The organism is Stenotrophomonas sp. YJH_SMC_65, from assembly GCF_059369475.1.
This window is the reverse complement of record NZ_JCAFSR010000007.1, coordinates 264,958-288,564: the sequence shown is the minus strand read 5'-3', so window position 1 is coordinate 288,564 and position 23,607 is coordinate 264,958. Positions and strand designations below refer to the sequence as shown.

The 23,607-nt window shown below is 68.2% G+C and carries 24 protein-coding genes and 1 pseudogene; 15 read left to right on the top strand and 10 right to left on the bottom strand.

What is annotated here, in order from left to right; genetic code table 11:
• Nucleotides 1-171: 171 nt before the first annotated feature.
• On the bottom strand, nt 172-648 hold the full coding sequence (locus AC5P7A_RS15445) for a MerC domain-containing protein (protein ID WP_197604682.1): 477 nt from the start codon (nt 646-648) through the stop codon (nt 172-174).
• Between the two features lie 32 nt (nt 649-680).
• Between AC5P7A_RS15445 and AC5P7A_RS15440 the strand changes: the two genes are divergently transcribed.
• The 8 genes from AC5P7A_RS15440 to AC5P7A_RS15405 all read left to right on the top strand — a co-directional run bounded on the left by AC5P7A_RS15440 (nt 681) and on the right by AC5P7A_RS15405 (nt 7,304).
• A complete protein-coding gene (locus tag AC5P7A_RS15440; protein ID WP_495220306.1) occupies nt 681-1,214 on the top strand; it encodes a ZrgA family zinc uptake protein in 534 nt (177 codons plus the stop codon).
• Complete coding sequence (locus AC5P7A_RS15435; protein ID WP_481452613.1) at nt 1,211-1,906, top strand: ABC transporter ATP-binding protein; 696 nt, start codon at nt 1,211-1,213, stop codon at nt 1,904-1,906. Before AC5P7A_RS15440 ends, AC5P7A_RS15435 begins: the two co-directional genes overlap by 4 nt.
• A complete protein-coding gene (locus tag AC5P7A_RS15430; RefSeq protein WP_495220305.1) occupies nt 1,899-3,152 on the top strand; it encodes an ABC transporter permease in 1,254 nt (417 codons plus the stop codon). Before AC5P7A_RS15435 ends, AC5P7A_RS15430 begins: the two co-directional genes overlap by 8 nt.
• Nucleotides 3,153-3,154: 2 nt before the next feature.
• Nucleotides 3,155-3,706 (top strand): DUF3299 domain-containing protein, encoded by a 552-nt coding sequence (locus AC5P7A_RS15425; RefSeq protein ID WP_164077886.1) that lies wholly within the window; start codon nt 3,155-3,157, stop codon nt 3,704-3,706.
• The gene (locus AC5P7A_RS15420) at nt 3,696-4,313 is read left to right on the top strand and encodes a DUF3299 domain-containing protein (RefSeq protein ID WP_046430871.1); all 618 of its coding nucleotides are present in this window, start codon (nt 3,696-3,698) and stop codon (nt 4,311-4,313) included. The genes AC5P7A_RS15425 and AC5P7A_RS15420 overlap by 11 nt, the downstream gene beginning before the upstream one ends.
• The gene (locus AC5P7A_RS15415; protein ID WP_495220304.1) at nt 4,313-5,059 is read left to right on the top strand and encodes a hypothetical protein; all 747 of its coding nucleotides are present in this window, start codon (nt 4,313-4,315) and stop codon (nt 5,057-5,059) included. Before AC5P7A_RS15420 ends, AC5P7A_RS15415 begins: the two co-directional genes overlap by 1 nt.
• Nucleotides 5,060-5,209: 150 nt before the next feature.
• Entirely contained in the window at nt 5,210-6,742 is a 1,533-nt protein-coding gene (locus tag AC5P7A_RS15410; protein WP_495220303.1) for an MFS transporter, read from the top strand.
• Between the two features lie 4 nt (nt 6,743-6,746).
• Entirely contained in the window at nt 6,747-7,304 is a 558-nt protein-coding gene (locus AC5P7A_RS15405) for a TetR/AcrR family transcriptional regulator (RefSeq protein ID WP_049420776.1), read from the top strand.
• A 184-nt stretch (nt 7,305-7,488) separates the two neighbouring features.
• Here the strand turns inward: AC5P7A_RS15405 and AC5P7A_RS15400 are convergent, their stop codons facing one another.
• Nucleotides 7,489-8,370, bottom strand: coding sequence for an AraC family transcriptional regulator (locus AC5P7A_RS15400; RefSeq protein ID WP_495220302.1), 882 nt, complete (start codon nt 8,368-8,370; stop codon nt 7,489-7,491).
• Between the two features lie 106 nt (nt 8,371-8,476).
• Here AC5P7A_RS15400 and AC5P7A_RS15395 point away from each other — a divergent pair, with 106 nt between their 5' ends.
• Nucleotides 8,477-9,013, top strand: coding sequence for a carboxymuconolactone decarboxylase family protein (locus AC5P7A_RS15395; protein WP_046430864.1), 537 nt, complete (start codon nt 8,477-8,479; stop codon nt 9,011-9,013).
• A gap of 39 nt (nt 9,014-9,052) precedes the next feature.
• On the opposite strand, the gene fdhD is transcribed toward AC5P7A_RS15395, so the two are convergent.
• A complete protein-coding gene (fdhD, locus tag AC5P7A_RS15390) occupies nt 9,053-9,901 on the bottom strand; it encodes a formate dehydrogenase accessory sulfurtransferase FdhD (RefSeq protein ID WP_164077889.1) in 849 nt (282 codons plus the stop codon).
• Nucleotides 9,902-10,145: 244 nt separating this feature from the next.
• Between fdhD and AC5P7A_RS15385 the strand changes: the two genes are divergently transcribed.
• Nucleotides 10,146-12,431, top strand: coding sequence for an FdhF/YdeP family oxidoreductase (locus AC5P7A_RS15385; protein WP_495220301.1), 2,286 nt, complete (start codon nt 10,146-10,148; stop codon nt 12,429-12,431).
• Between the two features lie 481 nt (nt 12,432-12,912).
• Nucleotides 12,913-13,452 carry a DUF411 domain-containing protein gene (locus tag AC5P7A_RS15380; protein ID WP_014647305.1) on the top strand — a complete coding sequence of 180 codons (540 nt, stop codon included), beginning with the start codon at nt 12,913-12,915 and terminating at the stop codon, nt 13,450-13,452.
• Between the two features lie 116 nt (nt 13,453-13,568).
• On the opposite strand, the gene blaL1 is transcribed toward AC5P7A_RS15380, so the two are convergent.
• On the bottom strand, nt 13,569-14,438 hold the full coding sequence (blaL1, locus tag AC5P7A_RS15375) for a L1 family subclass B3 metallo-beta-lactamase (RefSeq protein WP_495220300.1): 870 nt from the start codon (nt 14,436-14,438) through the stop codon (nt 13,569-13,571).
• Nucleotides 14,439-14,641: 203 nt separating this feature from the next.
• Between blaL1 and AC5P7A_RS15370 the strand changes: the two genes are divergently transcribed.
• Nucleotides 14,642-14,908: a hypothetical protein gene (locus AC5P7A_RS15370; RefSeq protein WP_014647303.1), complete on the top strand. Its 267-nt coding sequence runs from the start codon at nt 14,642-14,644 to the stop codon at nt 14,906-14,908.
• A gap of 9 nt (nt 14,909-14,917) precedes the next feature.
• Complete coding sequence (locus AC5P7A_RS15365) at nt 14,918-16,096, top strand: low temperature requirement protein A (RefSeq protein ID WP_046430856.1); 1,179 nt, start codon at nt 14,918-14,920, stop codon at nt 16,094-16,096.
• Here the strand turns inward: AC5P7A_RS15365 and AC5P7A_RS15360 are convergent.
• The 3 genes from AC5P7A_RS15360 to AC5P7A_RS15350 are packed head-to-tail and all read right to left on the bottom strand — an operon-like array spanning nt 16,093 to nt 20,228.
• Nucleotides 16,093-17,514, bottom strand: a complete 1,422-nt coding sequence (locus tag AC5P7A_RS15360; RefSeq protein ID WP_495220299.1) for a coiled-coil domain-containing protein — start codon at nt 17,512-17,514, stop codon at nt 16,093-16,095. The genes AC5P7A_RS15365 and AC5P7A_RS15360 overlap by 4 nt on opposite strands.
• 16 nt (nt 17,515-17,530) lie before the next feature.
• On the bottom strand, nt 17,531-19,018 hold the full coding sequence (locus AC5P7A_RS15355) for a DUF6384 family protein (protein WP_495220298.1): 1,488 nt from the start codon (nt 19,016-19,018) through the stop codon (nt 17,531-17,533).
• 13 nt (nt 19,019-19,031) lie between these two features.
• Nucleotides 19,032-20,228 carry a cell surface protein gene (locus AC5P7A_RS15350; RefSeq protein WP_241886888.1) on the bottom strand — a complete coding sequence of 399 codons (1,197 nt, stop codon included), beginning with the start codon at nt 20,226-20,228 and terminating at the stop codon, nt 19,032-19,034.
• 302 nt (nt 20,229-20,530) lie between these two features.
• On the opposite strand from AC5P7A_RS15350, the pseudogene AC5P7A_RS15345 reads away from it, so the two are divergent.
• Together AC5P7A_RS15345 and AC5P7A_RS15340 are read left to right on the top strand one after the other, a co-directional pair.
• Nucleotides 20,531-20,965: pseudogene (locus AC5P7A_RS15345) on the top strand (EamA family transporter).
• A gap of 31 nt (nt 20,966-20,996) precedes the next feature.
• Nucleotides 20,997-21,389, top strand: coding sequence for a DUF3224 domain-containing protein (locus AC5P7A_RS15340; protein WP_126412339.1), 393 nt, complete (start codon nt 20,997-20,999; stop codon nt 21,387-21,389).
• Here AC5P7A_RS15340 and AC5P7A_RS15335 read toward each other — a convergent pair.
• Genes AC5P7A_RS15335 through AC5P7A_RS15325 form a run of 3 tightly spaced genes read right to left on the bottom strand, consistent with a single transcriptional unit; the run spans nt 21,386 to nt 23,587 of the window.
• Complete coding sequence (locus tag AC5P7A_RS15335; protein WP_014647296.1) at nt 21,386-21,901, bottom strand: DUF1697 domain-containing protein; 516 nt, start codon at nt 21,899-21,901, stop codon at nt 21,386-21,388. The two genes, AC5P7A_RS15340 and AC5P7A_RS15335, sit on opposite strands and share 4 nt — an antisense overlap.
• Nucleotides 21,898-22,539 (bottom strand): response regulator transcription factor, encoded by a 642-nt coding sequence (locus AC5P7A_RS15330; RefSeq protein ID WP_014647295.1) that lies wholly within the window; start codon nt 22,537-22,539, stop codon nt 21,898-21,900. Before AC5P7A_RS15330 ends, AC5P7A_RS15335 begins: the two co-directional genes overlap by 4 nt.
• Nucleotides 22,532-23,587: a sensor histidine kinase gene (locus AC5P7A_RS15325; RefSeq protein ID WP_481443040.1), complete on the bottom strand. Its 1,056-nt coding sequence runs from the start codon at nt 23,585-23,587 to the stop codon at nt 22,532-22,534. Before AC5P7A_RS15325 ends, AC5P7A_RS15330 begins: the two co-directional genes overlap by 8 nt.
• Between the last annotated feature and the right edge of the window lie 20 nt (nt 23,588-23,607).

Below are 23,607 nucleotides of genomic sequence, written 5' to 3'. Positions count from 1 at the left end.
TGCATGGAGGGGTAGAGCCGGCCGCTGGCCGGCTGCCGGGTCTCTGGGGCTGCCGGCCAGCGGCCGGCACTACCAGCTGTGTATCACCTGATGCGTGGCCCATGCATGGAGGGGTAGAGCCGGCCGCTGGCCGGCTGCCGGGATCCCGCAGCTGCCGGCCAGCGGCCGGCACTACCGGCGGTTGTGCAGCGCGCGCCGGTTGCCGATGTGCGCGCATGCCAGCAGCACGCCACCACCAGCTGTCGCCACGCCATGCCAGAGCAGTGATTCCTTCAGCGGCAGGTATAGCGAGGCCGGCAACAGCAGGAGGGCGCCGACGCAGGCCAGCCTTGCAGGTCGCCAGCGCCCATGCCGGTGAACCCCGGCCGAAGTGCTCGCCAAGGCCAGCGACGAGGCCAGCAGCGCAAACAGCCATTCCCAGCGCGACATCATCAGCAGAAACGTCATCGCGCCATGGCCGGGGTGCTGGAACGAGCGCAGCGCCATCATCGCTGCCGGCACGAAGGCCAACAGCAGGGGCAGGGCGATGCAATGGGCGGCGCAGGCCAGGGACAGCCAGGCCCCGGCTAGATCGAAGCGGGGGTGCCAGCGTGCCGAAGCTGGCGGCTGGGCCAGGGCCCTTGCAGGCGTCGTGGGGATGTGGTCCATAATGTTACATAGTAACAATTGGAGCCTCTCCCATGAAGCGTTCTGCTGCTCTTTTCCTGCTGCTGGCTGCCAGCGCTGCACAGGCCCATGATGTCCGCCAGCCCGGTGCGCACGTACACGGCCAGGCCACCGTTGATCTTGCGCTTGACCAGCAGACGCTGGAATTCGCCCTGCAGGCGCCCGGCATCGGCATCCTTGATTTCGAGCGGCCGCCGGCCAATGCAACCGAGCAGGCCGCGCTGGCGCGTGCGACTGCGCTGCTGCAGGGCGGCAGCTGGGTCACCTTGCCCACCGCCGCGGGCTGCCGCCTTATCGCGAACGATGCCAGGGCCGAGGGCTTCGGTGCGATGGCTGCCGCGCCGCCGCCCGGTCAGCATCGCCACGCAGGGTTCAGCGCAACCCTGCGGTACCAGTGCACCAAGCCTGCCGGGTTGCGGGCCATCGTCGTGCGCCTGCCCGCAGTATTCCCGGGCCTGCACGAAGTGATCGTCAACAGCACCACCGCCCATGGCCAGAACCGCAGCGTGTTGACTGCGGACAATCTGCGCGTGGTGCTGGCACCGTGAGCATGCGACCGGTGATCGTGCTGGATGGCGTGCAGTTCGGCTATGGCCGGCGGCTGGTGCTGGACGTGCCGCGGCTATGGATCGAGCAGGGCAGCAGCGTGCTGCTGCGCGGAATCAGTGGCGGTGGCAAGAGCACGCTGCTGGGCCTGCTGGCGGGCGTGCTGCTGCCCGGCAACGGCCGCATCCAGGTCGCCGGCCACGCGCTGCAGGCGATGCGTGGTGCCGCGCGGGATCGCTTCCGCGCCGACCACCTGGGCGTGATCTTCCAGCAGTTCAACCTGCTGCCGTTTCTCAGCGTGCGCGACAACATCGCACTGGGCCTGCGCTTCTCGCGCCTGCGCAGTGCGCGCATCAGCGGGCCGTTGAATGCCGAGATCGCGCGACTGCTGCAGGCCCTGCAGCTGGACCCCGGGCTGATGCAGCGCCGCGCCGGCACGCTCAGCGTCGGCCAGCAACAACGCGTGGCGGCGGCACGCGCGCTGATCGGCCGCCCGGCGTTGCTGCTGGCTGATGAGCCGACCTCGGCGCTCGACCGCGACGCGGCGACCGCGTTCCTGAAGCTGATGTCGGCGCAATGCGAGGCGGCCGGCACCACGGTGCTGGTGGTCAGCCATGACGACAGCCTGCAGTCGTTGTTCGACCGCACGATCGCCTTGTCCGAGATCAACCAGGCAGGTGCCGACCATGCTTGAGCTTGCCTGGGCCAGCCTGCGCAGCCGCGCGTTGAGCGTGGGCCTGACCGTGCTGGTCATCTCCCTCAGCGTGGTGCTGTTGCTGGGTGTCGAGCGTGTGCGCACGCAGGCGCACGAAGGCTTCGCCAGCACGGTGTCGGGTACGGACCTGATTGTCGGTGCGCGTTCGGGGCCGGTGAACCTGCTGCTGTACGCGGTGTTCCATATCGGTGACCCCACCAACAACGTGTCCTGGCAGTCCTACCAGGCGCAGTCCGCAATGCCGCAGGTGAAGTGGGCGGTGCCGCTGTCGCTGGGCGATTCCTGGCGCGGCTACCGGGTAGTGGGTACCACTGGCGGCTACTTTGAACACTATCGTTATGGTTCCGGTCATGCGCTTGCCTTTGCACAGGGGCGGCCCTTTGATGATCTGTATGACGCGGTGATCGGCGCGGAGGTGGCACGCGCGCAGAAGGTCGGCCTCGGCGACGAGATCGTGCTGGCGCACGGCACCGGCGCGGTGACGCTGGCCACGCATGCCGACAAGCCGTTCCGGGTCTCCGGCATCCTGCAGCGCAGCGGCACGCCGGTGGATTCGTCGCTGCTGGTCTCGCTGCCGGCGATCGAGGCCATCCACGTCGACTGGCGCTCGGGTGTGCAGCCGCGCAGCCAGAGCGTCAGTGCCGAGCAGGCGCGCCACCTCGATCTGACCCCGACCAGCATCACCGCTTTCATGCTCGGCCTGAACTCCCGCATCGCCACCTTTTCGGTGCAGCGCAGGATCAACGAGTATCCCGAAGAGGCGATGCTGGCGATCCTGCCCGGGGTGACGCTGCAGCAGCTGTGGCAGTCGCTGGGCACGGCCGAGCGCGCCCTGCAGCTGATCAGCGCGTTGGTGGTGTTGCTGGGCATGGTCTCGCTGGTGGCGTTGCTGGTCTCGACGCTGCAGCAGCGGCGGCGCGAGATGGCGATCCTGCGTGCGACCGGCGCGCGGCCGGGTTACATCGCCGGCCTGCTGGTAGTGGAAGCGGTGGCGACCAGTGCCGTGGCCTGCGTGCTGGCGTTGGCGCTGCTGGTGGCCGCCAGCATGGCCGGACGCGGCTGGGCCCTGGCCACCTTCGGCCTGTCCATCACCCATGTCTGGCCGGATGGCCGCGAGCTGGCCTGGGTGGCGGGTGTGTTGGCGATCAGCGCGGTGGCCGGGCTGGTGCCGGCGTTGCTGGCCTACCGGCGCACCTTGGCCGATGGCCTGTCGCCGGGAGGCTGAGCATGCGCTGGATGCTGTCATTGCCGATGGTACTGGCGCTGGCAGCCTGCGAGCGGCCGGTGGATACCGGTGTGCAGGCGTTGCCACCTCCGCCGGTTGTCGACCACGCTGGCGCTGCGGATGCGGCGGAGCAGGAACTGGACTGGTTGCAGATGATGCCCAAGGACGAGCTGGCCGCGCTGGAGCGCGGAGAGGGCCCGGAGGTGGAGCACAACGGCAACCGGCGCATGCCGCAATTCGGCACGTTCCGTACCGTGGATACGGTGCTGCAGCGTCCGGTGCGCCTGCCCGGCTACGTGGTGCCGCTGGCCACTGCGCAGGACGGGCGCCTGACCGAATTCCTGTTCGTGCCGTACTACGGCGCCTGCATCCACGTACCACCGCCGCCACCGAACCAGATCGTGCACGTGGTGCTGCCGCGCCCGATCGCCATGCCGGACATGTACTCGCCGTTCTTCCTGGCCGGCACCCTGCGTGACGAGCGGCTGGATGATGATCTGGCCGGTTCCGCCTACACCATGCGCGATGCCCAGCTGAGGCCCTATGAACCGTAGCGCTGTGTTGCTGCTTGGATGCGTCTGGTTGGCAGGCTGCACGTCACCGGGCGGTGATGCCGTGGTGGCCACGCCGCGCGACAAGCCGTTGCCCTCCGCCGCGCCCGAAACGCCTATCGACCGCTGGGACGCGCTGCGGCCGGACGAAGTGACCTATCAGCGCCCGCCCCCGCAGATCGGCTTGTCACGCAATGGCATGGACGGGGTGGGCGGACTGATCGACGACACCGGCTCGGGCACGCCACCGGGGCAGGAAATCGACCATTCCAGCCCGGATCGCGCCAAGCAGTTCGGCTCTTCGCGCGTGGTCGACGCTGTCGACGGTCGCGCGGTGGATCTGGATGGCTACGTGGTACCGCTGGGCACCAATGATGCCGGGCTGGTCGATGAGCTGCTGTTCGTGCCGTTCTACGGTGCGTGCATCCACGTGCCGCCGCCGCCACCGAACCAGATCATCCATGTGACCCTGGCCACGCCGATCGCGCTGGGCGATCTTTGGGACCCGTACCGGTTGGCTGGCCGCCTGCAGGTGAAGCGCTTCGATGCGGACATTGCCAGCGCTTCCTACGATGCCGCAGCGGCCACGCTGACGGCGATCCACGACTGATGCGCATGCGCTGGATCCTGGCTGCCGGGGTGCTGGTGAGCGCAGTCGTGCTGCTGGTGTGGTGGCAGCGGCAGCGCGCACCCACCGCGCCGCCGGTGGTCGCGTTTCCAGCACCGGCGTCCGACGCCAGCCAGCGCATCGAACAGCGTTTGGGTGACGACCACGCGTTCCGCAACGACGTGCTGTTCCTGCTTGCGGCAACAGTGCGCGACCGCTGCCAGCCAGCGCAGGCGGGGCTGCTGGCGCGCATGGCCAATCGTGCATCGCTGCCGGTGCTGGCGGGAGTCAGCGCGGTGACCCAGCAGGATCCATCGCTGGACCGGCCGATCTACCAGTACATCCAGCATCGCGCCGATGCGACGCGGTGCGGGCAGCCGCTGCAGATGCCGTTGGCCGGTGGGCGCAGCATGGCGTTGGACATCGAACAGTACGCGCGCACCTTCCCGGACAGCTACTTCGACCCGCAGCGCAGCAGTGAACCCCGGGACTTTGGTGGACGGTCGTTGCAGCAGCGCGCTGGCAACGCCTGCAACAGCGTGGTGTATTCGGTGCTGCCGCTGGGTGGCACCGACTGGCGGTGCAGCAGCCTGCGCGCGAATGCCCGCGCGCAGGTGCGCGGCCTGTGCGAGGACGAGCTGCGGCGCCAGCACGGGGCAACGGGCGGGGAGCTGGACATGGCCGTGGGGCAGGGCATGCAGGCGGCGGTGGTAGCGGCGATTGCTGCGCTGCCGGAAGACTGCCGGTGATGATCCCGGACACCAGCCAAGACCCGGCATGAGGGGCACGGCAACATGAACATTGCCCGGACCGCAATCTGAGCCGCTGTCGCCGCCTTCATAACTATACAGGACATCCTGTATAGTTATGATCGTAATCCACCCCCATCAGGTTCTCCCATGGCTTTGTCCCAGCCCTTGGCCGGTGCTCCGGCCCTGTCGCGTGCCCGTCGCTGGGCACTGCTGTTCACCGTTGCCGCCGGCCTGCTGATGGTCACGCTCGACAACTCCGTGCTCTACACCGCCCTGCCCACGCTGACCGAAGAACTCTCGGCCAGTGCCGGCCAGGCGCTGTGGATCATCAACGCCTATCCGCTGGTGATGGCCGGCCTGCTGCTGGGCGCGGGTACGCTGGGCGACCGCATCGGCCACCGCCGCATGTTCCTGATCGGCCTGGTGGTGTTCGGCGTGGCATCGTTGGCAGCGGCGTTCGCCGACACCGCAGGGCAGCTGATTGCCGCGCGCGCCTTGCTGGCGGTCGGCGCGGCCGCGATGATGCCGGCCACGCTGGCGCTGATCGGCCTGAGCTTCCACGAAGCGCGCGAACGCAACATCGCCATCGCGATCTGGGGTTCGGTGGCGATCGTCGGTGCGGCACTTGGCCCGATCATTGGTGGCTGGCTGCTGCAGCATTTCTGGTGGGGCTCGGTGTTCCTGATCAACGTGCCGGTGGTCGTGGTCGCGTTCGTGGCCACGCTGCTGCTGGCACCGGAAGGCCAGCGCGACCCCTCGCGACCGTGGGACCTGGTTTCGTCGCTGCTGGCTCTGGCTGCACTGTCCGGCCTGGTGCTGGCGATCAAGTCACTGATCGCTACGCCGCCGTCGTATGCGCTGGGTGCAGGCGCGCTGCTGCTGGCCGCCATCAGTGGTGCGGCGTTCGCGCGCCGCCAGCAGCAGCTGCCGCACCCGCTGCTGGACTTCGCGATCTTCCGCAATCCGGCGTTCCTGGCCGGCACGCTGTCGGCGGTGTTCACCCTGTTTGCGATGGCCGGCCTGCAGCTGGTCACTACCCAGCGCTTCCAGCTGGTGGCGGGCTTTTCTCCGCTGCAGGCGGGCCTGCTGGTGTCGGTGGCCGCGCTGGGCAGCCTGCCCAGTGCGCTGCTGGGCGGCAGCATCCTGCACCGGGTGGGCCTGCGCCCGCTGATCTGTGGCGGCCTGGCCGCAGGTGCGCTGGGTGTCGGCGTGGTGGCATTCGGCTTCCCGCACGGCCTCGGTTGGGTGGTCGCCGGCATGGCGATCACCGGCTTCGGCATGGGTTCGGCCATCTCGGTGGCGTCCACCGCCATCCTCAACAACGTACCGGCGCACCGTGCGGGCATGGCCTCGTCGGTGGAAGAGGTGTCCTACGAGTTCGGTGGCCTGCTGGCGGTGGCGATGCTGGGCAGCTTGAGCGCGGCGGTGTATGGCGCATTCCTGCCGGTCTCGGCCGACATGCCCGCGCTTGCACGGGAAGGCTTCACCCAGGCGCTGCACGTGGCACGTGAAAGCGGGCAGGGCGAGTGGTTCGCACTGGCCACGGCCGCGTATGACCGCGGCTACCAGATCGTGCTGCTGGTGATCACGGTGGTGCTGGCGCTGGGCGCTTCGATCATCGCGCGCCTGCTGCGCGGGCGCGTCGGCGGCCGCGTGGGTGCGGCCGATCGCGTAAAATGACGCGATGAGAACCAGCAAGCGCGACCGCATCCTCGACGCCGCCGTCAACGTGATCAATCGTGATGGCGTGCGCGCAGTGACCTTCGAGTCGGTGGCGGCCGAGGCCAAGCTGACCCGCGGCGGCCTGCTGTACCACTTCCCCTCGCGCGAGGCGCTGCTGCGCGGCATCGACGAGCACCTGGTGCAGGCCTGGGAGACGTCGATGGAAACGCTGCTGGGCAAGCGTGCAGACGAAGCCTCGGCGCTGGAGCGTTACCAGACCTTCGTGCGCGTCTCGGCGCAGAGCGCTACCCGTGCCGAGCTGATGTTCATGCTCGAATCGGCCGACCCGGACGCCGATGAGCGCCCGTGGGGCCCGGCGGTACGGCGTTGGGCGCCGCTGCCGCCGTCGGCCGGGCAGAGCGACCCGGCCGCGCTCGACAATTTCGTGGCACGGCTGGCCGCCGACGGCCTGTGGATCTACGAGGCGATGTACGAGGGGCAGCTGGATGAAAGCGTGCGCGCCCAGGTGGCCGAACGGATCGCCGGGCTGCTGGCGAAGCCCGATGGAACGTCCAGTTGAGCGGGCAGCCGGCGCGCCGACATCGCCCGTGGTAGAGCCGACCGCTGGTCGGCTGCTCTTCGGTCAGATCACGAAAATGCCGCATCGGTAGAGTCGATCGTTAGTCGACTGCCCTTCGGTCGGACAACGAAAATCCCGCGCGTCGCGCGATAGTCGACCAGCGGTCGACTCTACCCCCTCGCCTTTACCCAGCCTGCGCGGCGCCCGCGGCCAGCCACGCCCTCGGCGAAGCCCCCAGCCGCTTGCGGAACGCCTTCGACAACGATGCGGTATCGGCAAACCCCACCTCGATCGCCACCTGCTTGGCCGCCACGCCGGCCCGCAGCTGCGCGCAGGCCAGGCTCAGCCGCCAGTCCAGCAGGTAGCTGGCTGGCGTTGCCTGCATCACGTCCTTGAACACGGCCGCGAACGCGCTGCGCGACATGCCGGCGGTCGCGGCCATGCGCGGCAGCGTCCATTCGTCCTGCGGTGCCTGGTGCATCGCCACCAGCGTGCGTGCCAGCCGCGCATCGGACAGCCCCCGCATCAACCCGTGGCTGACGCCGGCTGCATCCGGGTGGTCGACCACCCAGCGCAGGATCTGGATCAGCGCCACCTCGAACAGGCGGTTGGTCAGCAGCCGTGACCCGCAGCGCTGGCGATCGGCTTCGGCGAACAGCAGCTGCAGGGTGTCATCCAGTTCGGTGATCGCGGCCAGCGGCACCACCATCACCGGTGGAAGCGACTGCACGATCGGATTGCGCGCGCCACCATCGAAATCCAGCGTGGCACAGGTGAAATCCGGGCCGTCCAGCGGAGCGTTGAAGAACACATGGTGCAGCGGCTGCGGATACAGCAGGAGGCTGGGTGTATCGATCTTCAAGCGGGGCAGCGCGCTATCGCCCCCAAGATGACGGACTTCCATCTCACCCTGGCGCAGGATGTGCAGGAACGCACGACCGGGCTGCGGCTCGAAGACATGCTGCCCGCACAGCGGGCCACTGTGGAACAGCGCCGCCTGCACCCGGAAGCGTTCCAGCAGCGAGGAGAGTCGATCTGGCGCAGGGGTGGCGGTGCGCATGCGCATGGACGTATGGACAACATATGTGGCGAATTGAGGATGTTGCGTCCAGGGAGTCTACCTAGGATGAGCGGGTCGTCCAATCCCGGGCGCTTTCCCAAGGAGATCCACCATGTCCCGTGTCCCCCTGATCGATGCCGCCAACACCACCGCCGACCGCCAGGCCCTGCTGGGCCAGGTCCACGCTGCCTTCGGTGCCACCCCGGCCATGTTCCGCGCCGTGGCCAACTCGCCGGCTGCCCTGCAGAGCATGTGGGGTTCGTTCGGCGCGCTGGGCGGCGGTCGCCTGTCGCCGCTGCTGGGCGAGCAGATCGCCGTGGCCATCGCCAACCGCAACGCCTGCGAGTACTGCCTGGCCGCGCACACGGCATTGGGCCGCAAGGCCGGCGCCAGCGGTGAGCAGATGGCTGCCGCGCAGATCGGCCAGTCCAGCGACCCGGCCACTGCGGCGGCGCTCGACTTCGCGTTGAAGGTGGTCGAGCAGCGTGCGCAGATCGCCGACGGCGACGTGCAGGCGCTGCGCGCGGCCGGCTTCGATGATGAGCAGGTCGTCGAGATCCTCGCGCATGTGGCGCTCAACCTGTTCACCAACTACGTCAACGTGGCGTTCGACGTGCCGGTGGACTTCCCGAAGGTCGCGCTGCGCTGAGGCGTACCGGGCCGGGGGACGCAGTGCTCCCGGCCATCCTCAGCGGGCGTGGCCGTCGTGCGCCTGCAGCCGCTCCGGATGGGTATACACATTGAACCCGCTTGCCCGCGCGAACCCGACCAGGCACAGGCCGGCGCTGCGGGCCAGATCGATCGCCAGCGCGGTCGGCGCGGACACTGCCGCCAGCACGCTGGCGCCGGCGCGCACTGCCTTGCTCACCATCTCGTAGCTGGCCCGGCTGGAAATCACCAGCAGGCCGCCTTCGATGGCGTGTTCGTTGTGGTGCAGGGCGCCGATCAGCTTGTCCAGTGCATTGTGGCGGCCGACGTCCTCGCGTACCCAGCCGATGCGCCCACTGGCGTCGGCCCAGGCCGCGGCATGGATCGAGCCGCTTGCCGCATTCATCGGCTGGTGCTGCGCCAGGCTGGCCAACGCCCGCTGCAGGGCGGTGGCGGAATAGCTGCGGCGTTCGCGGATCTGCGGCAGTGGGCGCAGCACTTCTTCCAGCTGGCGCGTGCCGCACAGGCCACAGCCACCACGGCCGGGCAGCAGGCGTCCCTTGTCGGGGTCGAGGTTTGCGCCGGGCGCAGCCTCGTCCACGGTCATCTGCAGCTCGATGCCTTCCAGCTGTGGGTGGATATCGATCGACAGCAGCTGCGAGGGCGCGCTGATCAGGCCTTCGCTGAGCGAAAATCCGAGTGCGAAGTCCTCCAGATCACAGGGTGTGGCCATCATCACGGCAAAGGCGGCATCGTTGTAGCGCAGCGCCACCGGCACTTCCTCGGCCACCACGTCGACCTGCTGCTGTTGCGTGCCGCCGCGCCAGCGCTGCAACGGGCGTTGGGCGGTGCCGGCAGGCGGGGTGTGCGGCGGGATCGAATCAGGCATGCAGCGCGTCCGGACAAGGGAGAAACGCGGGCGGGCCACCGCCTGCGGTTTCGAGGATAGCGCAGTGGTCGCGCGCAGACGCGGCTGTAACCGTTGCCATGGCAGGTTGTGCTGAAATCAGCCTGTGCCCTCTGGCGAAGCGCCGTGGGCCGTGCTTGACTGTGCGGCTGGTCGTGCCACTGAATGCACCGCCGGACCGCGTTGTGCCGTTCGTTGTTGCGTTCCTACTGCCAGGTTCCCGAACATGTCCGAGCAGAAACCGCCGCGTTACAAGCCCTACAACCAGCCCGCCGGAGGCTGGGGTGCCGCCGGCGCCACGGCCAAGGTGCTGCTGCAGCAGAGTGTGATCGGCAAGGGATCGAAGGCATTGCTGGCGATGAACCAGCCCGGTGGCTTCAAGTGCCCCAGCTGCGCGTTCCCCGATGCCGACGAACGCAAGAAGCTGGAGTTCTGCGAGAACGGCGCGAAGGCACTGGCCTGGGAAGCCACCCAGTTCCGCGCCGGCCGCGAACTGTTCGCCCGGTACACCGTGACCGAACTGATGGCGCAGACCGACTACTGGCTGGAGATGCAGGGCCGGCTGACCGAGCCGATGCGCTACGACGCAGCCACCGACCACTACGTGCCGTGCAGCTGGGACGATGCCTTCGCGCTGATCGGCCGCCACCTGCAGGCGCTGGACAGCCCGCACCAGGCCGAGTTCTACACCTCCGGCCGCACGCCCAATGAAGCCGCGTTCCTGTATTCGATCTTCGTGCGCGAGTTCGGCACCAATAATTTCCCGGACTGCTCGAACATGTGCCACGAGCCGACCAGCCGTGGCCTGCCGCCGGCCATCGGGGTGGGCAAGGGCACCATCGTGCTGCAGGATTTCGAGCATGCCGAGGCGATCTTCGTGATCGGCCAGAACACCGGTACCAATTCACCGCGGATGATGAGCAACCTGGTCGAGGCGCGTAAACGCGGCATCCCGATCGTGGCGGTCAATCCGATGCCCGAGCGTGCGCTGATCCGCTTCGCCGAGCCGCAGGACGTGGTGCAGATGGCCACGTTCGGTTCGACCGAGATCACCAGCGAGTTCGTGCATATCCGCATCGGCGGCGACCTGGCCCTGATCAAGGGCATGATGAAGGTGATGTTCGAGCGTGAGGCACAGGGCGAGCGCGTGCTCGACCATGATTTCCTGTCGGAACACACGGTGGGCCTGGAGGCGCTGCGCGAGGACGTGATGGCGCAGGACTGGGACCAGATCGTGCAGGTGTCTGGCATTTCGCAGGCGCAGATCCGCCGCTGTGCGGAGATCTACATCCGTTCCAAGGCCACCGTGATCTGCTACGGCATGGGGCTGACCCAGCACCAGTATGGCTCGCGCCTGCTGCAGCAGGTCGCCAACCTGCTGTTGCTGCGTGGCAACTTCGGCAAGCCCGGCGCCGGCATCGGACCGATCCGTGGGCATTCCAATGTGCAGGGCGACCGCACCGTCGGCATCGACGAGAAGCCCAAGCCGGCCTATCTGGACCGCGTGCAGCAGGTGTTCGGTTTCGACCCGCCGCGTGAGCACGGCCATCACGTGGTCGAATCCATCGAGGCGATGCTGGACGGCAGCGCCAAGGTGTTCATCGGCCTGGGTGGCAACTTCATCCATGCCGTGCCCGATACCCCGCGTGCGTATGAGGCAATGCGTGGCCTGGAGCTCACCGTGGGCATTGCCACCAAGCTCAACCGCGGGCACCTGGTCCATGGCCGCGATGCACTGATCCTGCCGGTGGTGGCGCGCTCGGAACGCATCGTTACGCCGGCCGGCGAGCAGTTCGTCACCATCGAAGACGCGATGTCGAATGTAACCGCGTCGCGCGGGGTACTGGAGCCGGTCAGTGCCGAGGTGTTGCCCGAGGTAGAGATCGTCTGCCGGATGGCACTGGCCACGCTGCCGGACAGCAGGGTTGACTGGGCCGGCTGCATGCACGACTACGCGCCCATCCGCGAGCTGATTGCCGCGGTGTATCCGGAGATCTACACCGGCTTCAACGAGCGCATCCAGCAGCCACACGGTTTCCATCTGGACATTCCGCCGCGCCGCCGGGTGTGGCCCACGCCCAATGGCAAGGCCAACATCCTGGTGATGCCCGGCCTGGACGTGGACGATCCGCTGCACGATCCGGACATGCTGCGGTTGGCCACGGTACGCTCGCATGATCAGTACAACACCACCATCTACAGCTACAACGATCGCTATCGCGGCGTGTACAACGATCGCATGGTGCTGTTCATGAATATCGAGGACCGGCTGGCGCGCGGGCTGGAGAAGGAAGCGCTGGTCAGCCTGGAGACGATCAGCGGCGATGGCGTGCAGCGCCGCATCGAGGGCCTGACGGTGCTGGACTACCCGATGCCGCGCGGCGCGCTGGCCGGTTACTACCCGGAACTGAACCCGTTGCTGCCGCTGGACTACTACGACCGGATCAGCGGCACACCCGCAGCGAAGTCGATCCCGGTGCGGATGCGGGCGATGGCGGCGGCGATTGCGTGACGCGCATCGGCTATCATCGGCGGGTGAACCTGCCTGGCCTGCTGCTGCGATGGATGCTGCTCGTTGCCCTGGTGCTGAATGCACCGGCGCTGGCGCTTGGCTCGTCTTCGTACGGCGGGTCGGCCAACCAGGATCACTGCGCTGCACCGCACGCGGCTGCGCTGGCGGCAGCCGGCTGCTGCGATGATGCGGCCCGGGCGGCCTGCCAGAGCGGTGAGTGCGAATGCCCGCCAGCCTGCCTTGGCATGCTGGCCACGTTGAGTGGAACGCCCGCCTCGCCGTGGCGTGAGGCGCCTGTAGCTGCCCGTTCCCAGCAACGCGCATCGCCGCCGATGCCGGACCCGTTGCGTCCCCCCATCCTGTGATGTCCTGCAGGCGCTCGAGCGCCTGCCATGACTGTTCGACTCTTTCTCGCCTCTGCCTGCGCCTTCGATGCGCGGGCGGCGGGCCGCGTTGCCCGCCTCAGCAAAGGAATCACTCAATGAACCGTTCTCTCTCCCTCGGCCTGCTGCTGGGCACCGTGCTGGCCACCACCGCCTGTGCACGTGCCGCCGAAGAATCCGCCGCCGCACCGGTCGCCAGCAAGGCTCCGGTGGCACCGATCCAGGCCAGCCCGGCCAAGGTCGATCCGGCCCTGCCGGTGGCCATCGTGCACAAGACCGCCAGCTGTGGCTGTTGCGGTATCTGGGTCGACCATCTGAAGGCCGCGGGCTTCCAGGTGGACGTGCGCGATACCGATGACATGAATCCGATCAAGGTCCGCCTGGGCGTGCCGGTCGGCAAGGCCTCCTGCCATACCGCCGAGATCGGCGGTTATGTGGTCGAAGGCCACATCCCGGCCGAGGACATCAAGCGCCTGCTGGCCGAACGCCCGGCCGCACGCGGGCTGGTGCTGCCCGGCATGCCGGCCGGTTCGCCGGGCATGGAAATGCCGGATGGTTACGTGCAGTCGTACACCGTCGAGCTGGTGCGGACCGACGGCAGCACCGAGCCGTTTGCCCAGCACGGGCAGGGTGGCTGATGGAAGGCGGGTGCCGGTCGTCCTGACCGGCACCCTTCGACGCGTCTTGTGTAGGGCTGAGCCTATGCTCGGCTGTGTTTGGCCGGCAAGCCGAGCATGGGCTCGGCTCTACAGGATCAGCGTGCCGTGGCTGTTTCCTTGGCCAGCTGTGCGTCGAACTTCTTCTCGGCCGCATCCGCGTAGGCCTTGCAGGTCAGGGCGTTGGCTCCGGCCTCTGCACCCGCGGCATAGTTCCAGTTGCTGGCGCCCGGATGCGGCGTCAGCAGCAGGTCGCAGGGCAGGCCGCGCACCGTAGTGAAGCTGCGCCGGTAGTCCTCGACCAGGCGGGGATAACGGGCGTTGCCCTGCAGCTGGTAGCCCGGCGCACTCAGGCTGTCGGCGTAGGCGATGCGCACCGGCTGGCCATCGCGGGTATCGGTCCAGGTCCAGGCGGTGCTGCCTGGGGTGTGCCCCGGCATGAAGTGCGCGTTGAACGCGATGCCGCCTACGGTGACCCCTTCGCCATCCATGATGATGCGGTCGGCGCTGGCCGGCGGAAAGGTGATGCTGTCGCCAAAGTGCAGGTCGTTGCTGCCACCGCGCGCCAGCAGCACGGCCGATTCGGCGTTGGCCGCTACGCTGGCGCCGGTACGGCGCTTCAGCTCCGCCACTGGCCCGGCATGGTCGGCGTGTGCGTGGCTGAGCAGGATCAGCCGTAGATCCTGTGCTGCCACCCCGCGTGCCTTCATGTTGTCCAGCAGGTGACCGGCCATCTGCGGCATGCCGCCGTCGAGCAGTACCGCACCGTCGGCGGTCTGCACCAGCAGCGCGGTCAGGTCCTCGGTGCCGATCTGCCAGGTGTGGTCGGCAATCTGCAGCGGTGCCATCGGCTGTAGCCACGAGGCGTCCACGGTGTAGGCCTGCAGCTGCGGCAGCGGTGCGTCGGCGGCAGTCACATCAAAGGCAAGTGTGGCAGTCAGGGCAAGGGTCGTCAGGCAAAGGCGCATGGCGGAGAGGTGTCTGGGCAGGGTCGGATGAAACTACCACGCGGGCCGGGCGGACCGTTTCGCGAATAATTCATGGCTGCGATAAGGTGCGCCGCAGCCTGCCCAGGGATTGTTCGCTGGCCATGGATTGTGAATCCACCTCCACGGGCTGGAGCGCAGAATCGGCCGGGGCTAGCCTGCTACCAGGCTCAAGGAGGTGGACCATGCACGTGCTCATGGTGATGCTGGGTGGCGTACTGCTGCTGGGGGTATTCGTGCTGTTTGGCCATCTCTGGAGCACGGGCACCTCGCAGCTGCCCACGGCACTGATCGCCTTCATCGCCACCTGGCTGCTGGTGGCCGTGGCCAACATGTGGGTAGGGGTCAGCAAGGCCGGCTACGCGGTACGCGAGGAGCTGCCGATCCTGTTGCTGGTATTCGCCGTGCCGGCGCTGCTGGCCGGTTTCCTGTACTGGCGCCTGGCGCGCTGAAGGAGTTCCATGAGTACCCGACTGCGCCTGCCCGCGCTGCGCCACCGCGATGGCCATCATGCCCGCGTGACCTACGAAGAACTGTTCTTCGACCTGGTCTACGTGTTCGCGGTCACCCAGCTCAGCCACCATCTGCTGCACCACCTGGATCTGGCCGGCGTGCTGCAGACCCTGGTGCTGTGGTTCGCGGTCTGGCTCGGCTGGCAGTACGCGTGCTGGGTCAGCAACTGGTTCGACCCGGAGGCGCCGCGCATCCGGGGCCTGATGTTCGCCACCATGCTGCTGGCGTTGTTGATGTCCTCGTCCATTCCCGAGGCGTTCGCCGATCGTGCGTGGATCTTCGCCGGGGCGTACGCCACGATGCAGGTCGGACGCACCGCGTTCGTGCTGCTGGAAGTCGGCCGCAACCATACGTTGGCGCCGAACTTCCGCCGCATGCTGGCCTGGGTCAGCGTGTCGGCCTGCTTCTGGCTGGCCGGCGCGGCGGCCGAGGGCCACCTGCGGCTGGCACTGTGGGCGATGGCGGCGGCCTGCGAATACATCTCGCCGATGTTCGGCTTCGCGTTCCCGGGCATGGGCCGGTCGCACACCCGCGACTGGACCATCGAGGGCGGTCACCTGGCCGAACGCTGCCAGCTGTTCGTCATCGTCGCACTGGGCGAGACGTTGCTGGCCACCGGGGGCGTGCTAAGCGATGTCGAGCACTGGAGCCTGCAGGTGATCTCGGCGGTGCTGGCCACCTTCGCTGGCACGATTGCCATGTGGTGGCTGTACTTCGGCATCTCCAGCCGCGATGCCACAGAGGCCATCACCCACGCCGAAGACCCGGGCCGGATGGGCGCCAATTTCCATTACGTGCATGCCCTGCTGATCGCCGGCATCATCGCCACCGCGGTGGGCAACGATCTGGTCATGGACCATCCGGCGGCGGCCGTCACCACGGTGTACGCCACGGTGATGGTGGCGGGCCCGCTGATCTATCTGCTGGGCAGTGCCCTGTACAAGCACGTGGTCTATGGGCGCGCGCCGCGCTCGCACCTGCTGGGCGCCGCCGCACTACTGATGCTGGGCCTGGTGTTGCCCTGGATGCACCTGCTGGCCGCCGGATGGCTGACCAGCCTGGTGCTGCTGGGCGTGGGGTTGCTGGATGCGCGGCTGAAGCGGCGCACCCGGCCGTTGCCGGGCTAGAACCCGCCGCCGGTCTTGAAGTCACCGCCGCCGCTGATACCACCGCCGCTGTGGAAGCTGCTGCCGCTGGAACTGGAGCTGGAGCTGGAGCTCGAACTGGAGCTCGAACCCGAGCCGGAACTGCTGGAACCGCCCGAAAGCAGGTCGAACAGGCCGCCAGAGGAGCGGGTGGTGCTTCGGCTGCTGGTGGTGCTGAAGAAGGATGCGGCGACGGTGGCCGGCGCGGCGGCCCGGTAGCTCGGCGCCTCGTAGGCCTGGCGCTCGATGTCTGCTGCCGCCTGGTAGCTCCTCCGCGCCGCCTGCAGGCTGTCCAGGCGCTTTTTCAGCACGGCCATTTCGCGGGTGTGCTCGCCTACCATCCCATCGATCTCGCCCAGGCGCAGGCGACTGCGATGGATGCGCTCGAGCACGGCATCGTCCTCGCCGGAGGCGGTGGCGGCCACGCGCCGGTACAGGTCGTCCATGCTCTTGGCCGACAGCGTGCGCGCCAGCGCGGTGAGCAGGGCGCTGCCTTCGGCATCGGTCCAACTGCGGAAGCCGTCGATCTGTGCCTGCTTGGCATCCACGGTCTGACGATGCAGCTGCTCGGCCAGCAGCGCCTGCGCTACTGCGCCCTGTGCCGTCTGCAGCTGCTGGCGCAGCGGGTCGCCACCGGCGCGGGCGAGGGCGGCATCGCGGGCCTGCTGTACCGGTTGGCGGGCCGCCTCCACGTCGTCGCGGGCGCGTCGGGCATGTTCCTGCAGATAGGGCGGAAGCTCGACCAGCGTGGCGTACTCGCGACGGGCACGGTCAAAGCCGCACAGTTCGGCCAGCCAGCCGTCGACGGTGCGCACCAGTGGCCAGCCGCGGTAGGCCGTGCTGCCGTAGCTGCGCCGGTGCAGGTACATGAAGATCGGGTCGGCCTGATAGGCGCCGGCCTTGGCGTCATGCTCCGATTGGGCAGAGGAAGCCATGCGCTCGACCGTGTCGGCACGCGCCACGGCCAGCTGCAGGTCGTCCTGCAGCGCCCTGTAGGTAGGTTCCGCTTCCAGCGTGGTGTCCACCTGGTCCTGCAGGGCCTGCCAGCGTCCGCCGGCGGCGTCGCGTGCGGCAACGGCCTCCTGCGACCGCTGCTGCAACGACTGCTCGATGTCCAGCAGCGCCTGCAGTTCGTCGTCCAGCACCGCCGCTTTGCGGTCACGGCGCTGCAGATCGGCGCTGGACTGCTGCAGCAGGTCCCGGGCCAGCATCGGCGGCGCATTGTTTGCGGCCTCGGCCTGCAGGCGCGCCAGGGCGTTGAAGTCGTCGCGGACCCGCCCGTGCAGCGCTTCCTGTTCCTTGATCAGCTCCCGGCACTGGTCGCCACGCGCGGCCAGTTGTGCCTGCACCTGGCCGATATCGGTTTCGACATCGGCAATCGCGTCGTTCAGGTCTCTCATGTCAGTTCCTTACCCATCACCATTGGGTGATGTAGCCACCGGTGGCGGGCATGCGGAACCGCGGCGACAGGCTGCCGCGCGGCTTGCTGCCGATCTGGTCGTCTTCGATGATGCCGTTGTCCTGCTTGTCGGCGGCAACGCGGTTGTAGGTGGCCTCGGGCACGCGTACGGCAAACACCGAGACCCGTTCCTCCTTGCCGGTTTCCTCGTTGCGGATCGGCAGTTCGGCAGCATTGCCGGCCTCGTCCAGCGCTTCGGTCACCAGATAGTAGTTGCGGCCACCATTGGCCTTCTCGTTGTAGCGCCAGACGCCGGTGCGTTCATCGTCACGGTTGACGATGCGGTAGACCAGGGTCTGCGACAGCAGCCCCACCAGCTGGCTGACCTCGTCCAGGGCCGGCCCGGCTTCGGCCAGCGTCTCGACCCGGATCAGGCGGGCGGCCTGCTCCAGCGCACGTTCGAAGCGCTTGCGGTCTTCGCCGGCGACACCGGTGGCGAGGCCGTCGGCCTTGAGCTGGGCCAACCGCTCGTTGAGCGCGGCCAGCGTGTCGGCGCTGCCGATCAGCTCCTTCAGGGTCGCTACCGCCTGGCCGGCCGCGGCGATGTCGCCCGCGCGCAGTGCCACGTCGCCGCCGGTGTAGGCGCGTGCGCGCGCCTGCTCTGCATCCGGCGCGAGGCGTGCCGCCTTTGCAGCGGCGTTGGTGGTATCCAGCAGCTCGCTGGCCTCGATCGCCTGGCCGAGCATGTTCACCCGCTCGGTCAGCGGCGGCAGGGTTTCCCTGGCATTCGCCAGCAGCTGCGCGGCGGCCTGCCGATGCTGCTCAACCTGCGCGGCCGCCTGCTCGCCGGTGGCACTGCCACCACTGCTGAGCCGGGTGAGCTTGTCCTTGCGCACCAGGGTCGGCTGTGCGGCCAGTGCGGCGGGAACCCCGGCGAAGCGCCGCTGTGCTTCGGCCAGCGCGGCCTGTGCGCCTTCGGCCAGTGGCTGCAGGCGCCCACCGCTGGCGGTGGCACGTGGCAGCAGCCCCTGCAGGGCCTGTTCCTGTGCGGCCAGCAGGGCGCGCGCTGCAGCAGCCTCCTGTTGCTGCGCGGCCACCCTGTCGTTCAGCACCTGCACGTTCTTCTGCACGTTGCTCTCGTGCACGAACGCTCCGAAGCTGCGCGCCATGAACAGCAGCATGCCGAGCACCAGCAGCAGGAAGGCCGCCAGCAGCGCCCACTTCAACAGGCGGGCCCGATCAATCCAGCGCCGCGCCAGCCACGCCTTCCAGCCACGCGGCGCGGTGTAGAGGTAGCGCTGCTCGCGCTGGGCCTGGATGCCGGCCTCAAGGATCTCGTCGGAGACCTCGATACCCTGCGAGCGGTACAGCTCAAGCAGGCGCTGCTTCAGCGTCGCCTTGTCGTGGCCGCTGTCGGCCAGCGCCTTCATTTCGGCGTTGCGGTAGCGCAGCTGGTCGACCACATCCATGGTCAGCAGCGCATCCTGCAGCTCGGCAGGGGCCATCGTCGCACTCACCTCAGCGCGGCTCCGGGCTCGGCGGCGCCTGCAGCAGGGCGGCGAAGCGCTGCTTGCCCTGTTCGACATACTCGGCGATCTCGGCCGAGTCGCGGGTCGCCTGGCCGCGCAGCTGCTCGATCTCCTGCAGCGAGGTCTCCTGGAAGCGCACCACCGCATCGACCAGCTTGCGCACCGAATCGACGCCGATGGTGGCGCCGTAGCCGGCCTTCAGGCCCTCGTGCAGCACGTCATCGCCAATGTTGGCCACCGCTTCCAGGCCCTTGGAGGTGCCCTCGGTCATCGCATTGAGCGCCTGCGTGGACTCGTGCAGGCCCATCTGCGTGGTGAAGGCCAGGTTCAAGGCGGTGAAGCTGGTTTCATTGGTGGAGAAGAACACCACCGAGCGCTCGTTGACGCGGCGCTTGATCTCGTGCGACTGGTGCACGCGCAGCATGATCGCCTCGGAGGTGGCGTAGTTCACCTGCAGGTTCTCGGCCAGGTCCTTGGCCAGCTGGTAGCGCGACTCCTCGGCCTGGTTGTTGCGCAGGGCCTCGTCGCGGGCCATGACCAGGCGGCCGGTGTCGGCAGCATCGGCGGCCGGATCGGTCGACTCCACGCGCTGCTGCGCCTGCTTCAGCGCCTCGCGGGCATCGGCCAGCGCCTGCTCCTGCAGCTTCAACAGCTCATGGGCCTGGATCTCGGCATCCTTGATCGACAGGCGGAAGTCGCCGTACATCTCCAGCACGCGCGACTCGCGCTGCAGCTGCTCGGCCGAATCGCGGCTGACTTCCAGGAATGTGCGGCGGATCTTCTCGAACCGGCTCGGGATGTCGCCGCGGGTGACCTTCATCCACAGGTTCTGCAGGCGCTCGCCCATGTCGATCCTGCCGTCGCGCACCTGCTCGACCATGGTGCTGGCATCGTCACGGATGCTGTCGAAGGCGCGGATGATCTCGGTATAGCGGTCGGACACCTTGGCCGAGCTGATTTCATCACGCATCACGGCATTGAAATGCCCGGACTGCTGCAGCACGCGGGCAATGGCCACCACGCGGCCCTGGTCAAGGGTGGACAGCTGCGAGACCAGCGCGATGGCCGGAGCGTTGTTGTCCTGGGGAGCGGCCAGGCCCAGGCTGCGCAGCGTGGCCATGGCGCGGTCGAGGTACTTGATCGGCGCGGTAGCGGCCGGCGTGGCAAGGAGGGTGTTCTCGGACATTTCGACGGCTCCGGTCAGGGCAGGCAATGAGGAACCTGCCGCGCGGAACGGGCAGGTTGCTGCGAAACGAAGGGGAAGGGGAGCGGCAGCCGTGCGGCGCACGACAGGTGGGCCCGGTCAAGGGCCGACGGCCCGGTTTGGGCGAGGGTGGTGTCCTGTTCAAGCATGGCGCATTCCCTGCAGATCGCCCCCCTGGCGATTCCGTCCCATTGTAGCGGCGGTGATGGGCAGGTGAAGCCCCACCGATGGCAGGGTGGAGTAGCGTTGGCGCACGCTCATCGGTTGCGGCAAGCGAGGGCTTCGTGCAGAACGTACCGCAATGGTTGCTCTGGGCTGGACTGTCCGCCGTGTTCGCAGCGCTGACCGCGCTGTTCGCCAATGTCGGCGTCAAGGGTGTCGACCCGGACCTGGCCATGGCCATCCGTACCCTGGTGGTGGCGGCGGTGATCCTGCCGCTGGTGGTGGTCACCGGCAAATGATCCAACCCGTTGCTGCTGCCGGGGTGCACCCAGCTGTTCCTGGTGCTGTCGGCGCTGGCCACCGGTGCGTCGTGGCTGTTCTACTTCCGCGCACTACAGAGCGGTGAGCTGGCCAAGGTGGCCGTGGTAGACAAGTTCAGCGTGGTGCTGGTGATCGTGCTGGCCTATCTTCTGCTGGGCGAGCGGCCCAGCCTGCGGGAGTGGAGCGGCATCGGCCTGGTGCTGGCCGGGGTGATCGTGCTGGCCACGAAGAAGTAGCAGCGTTGAACCGACCAGAGGGGAGAGCAGGATGCAGGGCGAAGCACACGGTACGTTTGAAGTGGATCTGCGGCCGATCGGTGGCAATGATGGCCCAATTGCGGTGATGTCGATCAACAAGACCTTCGCCGGCGACCTGCACGGCAGCAGCGTCGGCCAGATGCTGGCCTTCCGCACGCCGGTGCAGGGCTCGGCCGGCTACGTGGCGATGGAGCGGGTAACGGCCACGCTGGCCGGGCGCCAGGGTGGGTTCACCCTGCAGCACAACGGACTGATGACCCGGGGCAGGCCGGAGCTGAGCGTTGTGGTGGTGCCCGATTCGGGCAGTGAAGGACTGCTCGGCCTGAGCGGCACGCTGGAGATCACCATCAGCGAGGGCCGCCATGACTACCGGCTGGTCTACAGCCTGCCGGACGAGATCTAGCGGAGTTCCGCTGCCATCGCCGCGAGCCGGGCGACGGTATTGAGATTGCGCGCCGTGCCCTGTGCCGAGCCGGGAATGCGCAGGCGCGAGTCGGCCATGCCGGCGCCGTAGTGGATGAAGATCTCGCGCGTGCCGAGTGCAAGCTGTTCGTCGCGCCGGCCGGTCACGCCATCAAGCGGGTCGGCAGGCAGGCTGCCGTCGAGGAACAGGGCGACCACACGGTTGCCGGCGGCATCCGGAAACGGATTGCGTGCCACCACGCCTGCGATCTCGCTGGCCGAACGCACCAGTACGCCTACCGGCTTGCCGGCATATTCCTGGAGCCGCTGGCCGAGGGCCTGGCGCACGCCCGCCTCGTCGAGCGAGCTGCGCAACACCACATTGCCGCTGGCGATGTACGTGCGGACATCGGCGAAGCCTGCGTCCTCGCACATCGCCACCAGTTCGCGCATCGGCAGCCTGCCGGTGCCGCCGACGTTGACCGCGCGCAGCAAGGCGACGTGGACGTTCATGGCGTCCCCGCCTGCAGGCGGTCGTACATGCGCACCAGGTCGACCAGGGTGCGCGCGCCCATCTTGCGCATCACCTGCGCGCGGCGCACCTTCACCGTGATCTCGCTGACGCCGAGGTCGCCGGCGATCTGCTTGTTGAGGCGGCCACGCACCACGCCATCGACCACCTCGCGCTCACCCGCGTTGAGCGTGTTCCAGCGCTGCTGCAGGGCATCGAGCGCCTCGCCCTCGCGGCGGCGCTGGCGGTCGATCTCGATGCCCTTGTGGATCGCATCCAGCAGTTCCTGGTCGCGAAAGGGCTTGGTCAGGAATTCGATGGCACCGTCCTTGATCGCGTTGACACCCATCGCGATGTCGCCGTGGCCGGTGATGAACACCACGGGGAGCTGCAGGCCATGGCTGCCCATCGTGCGATGGAATTCAAGACCGCTCTGGCCGGGCATGCGCACGTCCAGCACCAGGCAGGCCGGCGCGTCTTCCAGGTCGTGTTCGAGGAAGGCCTGGGTGGAGGCGAAGGCCCGCACCTGCAGGCCCATCGAGGCCAGCAGGTCTTCCAGCGCCGCGCGCACCGACGGATCGTCGTCGACCACATAGACAATGGGCGCCGGATCGGCGATGGGTGCAGTGGGCTTACGCATGGTGGACATCCGTGGCGACGGGCAGGTCGAAGACGAAGCAGGCACCGCCGCCTGCCGGTCGTTCGGCGCGGATCTGGCCGTCGTTGGCCTCGATCATCGAGCGGCTCAGGCTGAGGCCCAGCCCCAACCCGTGCGACTTGGTGGTCCAGAACGCGTCGAACACGCGCTCGGGATGGTCGGCGGGCAGGCCGACGCCACGATCGCGTACGCTGAGGCTGACCCGTTGGCCCTCACGCCGGGTCAGCAGCGACAGACGCCGGTCGCCTGCGGGTACGGCTTCCATTGCATCCACCGCATTGAGGATCAGGTTGCCGATCACCTGCTGCACCTGTACGCGATCGGCCTGCACCGGCGGCAGGTCGGCGTCCAGCAGCAGGGCCACGGCCACGCCATGCTGGTCCAGTTCGCTGCGCGACAACGCCAGCATTTCCTCCACCGCCTGGTTCAGGTCGAAGGCGCGCCGTTCCGGTGCCGCGCCCTGGGTCAGGCCGCGGATGCGGGCGATCACGTCACCGGCGCGGTGCGCGTCTGCCAGGATGCGGGCTACGGTCTGTCGGGCCTTGTCCACGTTCGGCGGGTCCTGCGCCAGCCAGCGTTGGCAGGCTTCGGCGCTGCTAGCGATGGCCGCTAGCGGCTGGTTCACTTCATGGGCGATGGAGGTGGTGAGTTCGCCCACGGTGGAGGCGCGCGCTACCCGCAGCAGGCGACCCTGCGCTTCCTGCACGGCGGCCTTGGCCGCTTCCATGTTCAGGGCGAGGTAGGTGGTGATGCCGATCACCAGCATGCCGATCACCGAATTGACCAGGCCGATGCGGTAGGTGCCGAAGCGGGTCAGGAAGAAACTCAGCCCGGTCAGCGCGATGCAGGCGATGGCCAGGGAGATCAGCCCGCGCGCACCCAGCACGCGCGATGCCGCGAGGATGACCGCTGCGTAGAAGCAGGCAGCAGCAACCGCGTAGTCGGTGATGGTGTCGATCAGGAAGATCGCCGCCATCACGACGATCAGGGCCAGCAGCACCAGCGGGCGGCGGGGCGACAGCGATGGCATCGGGAGGCTCCCTGGCGTGG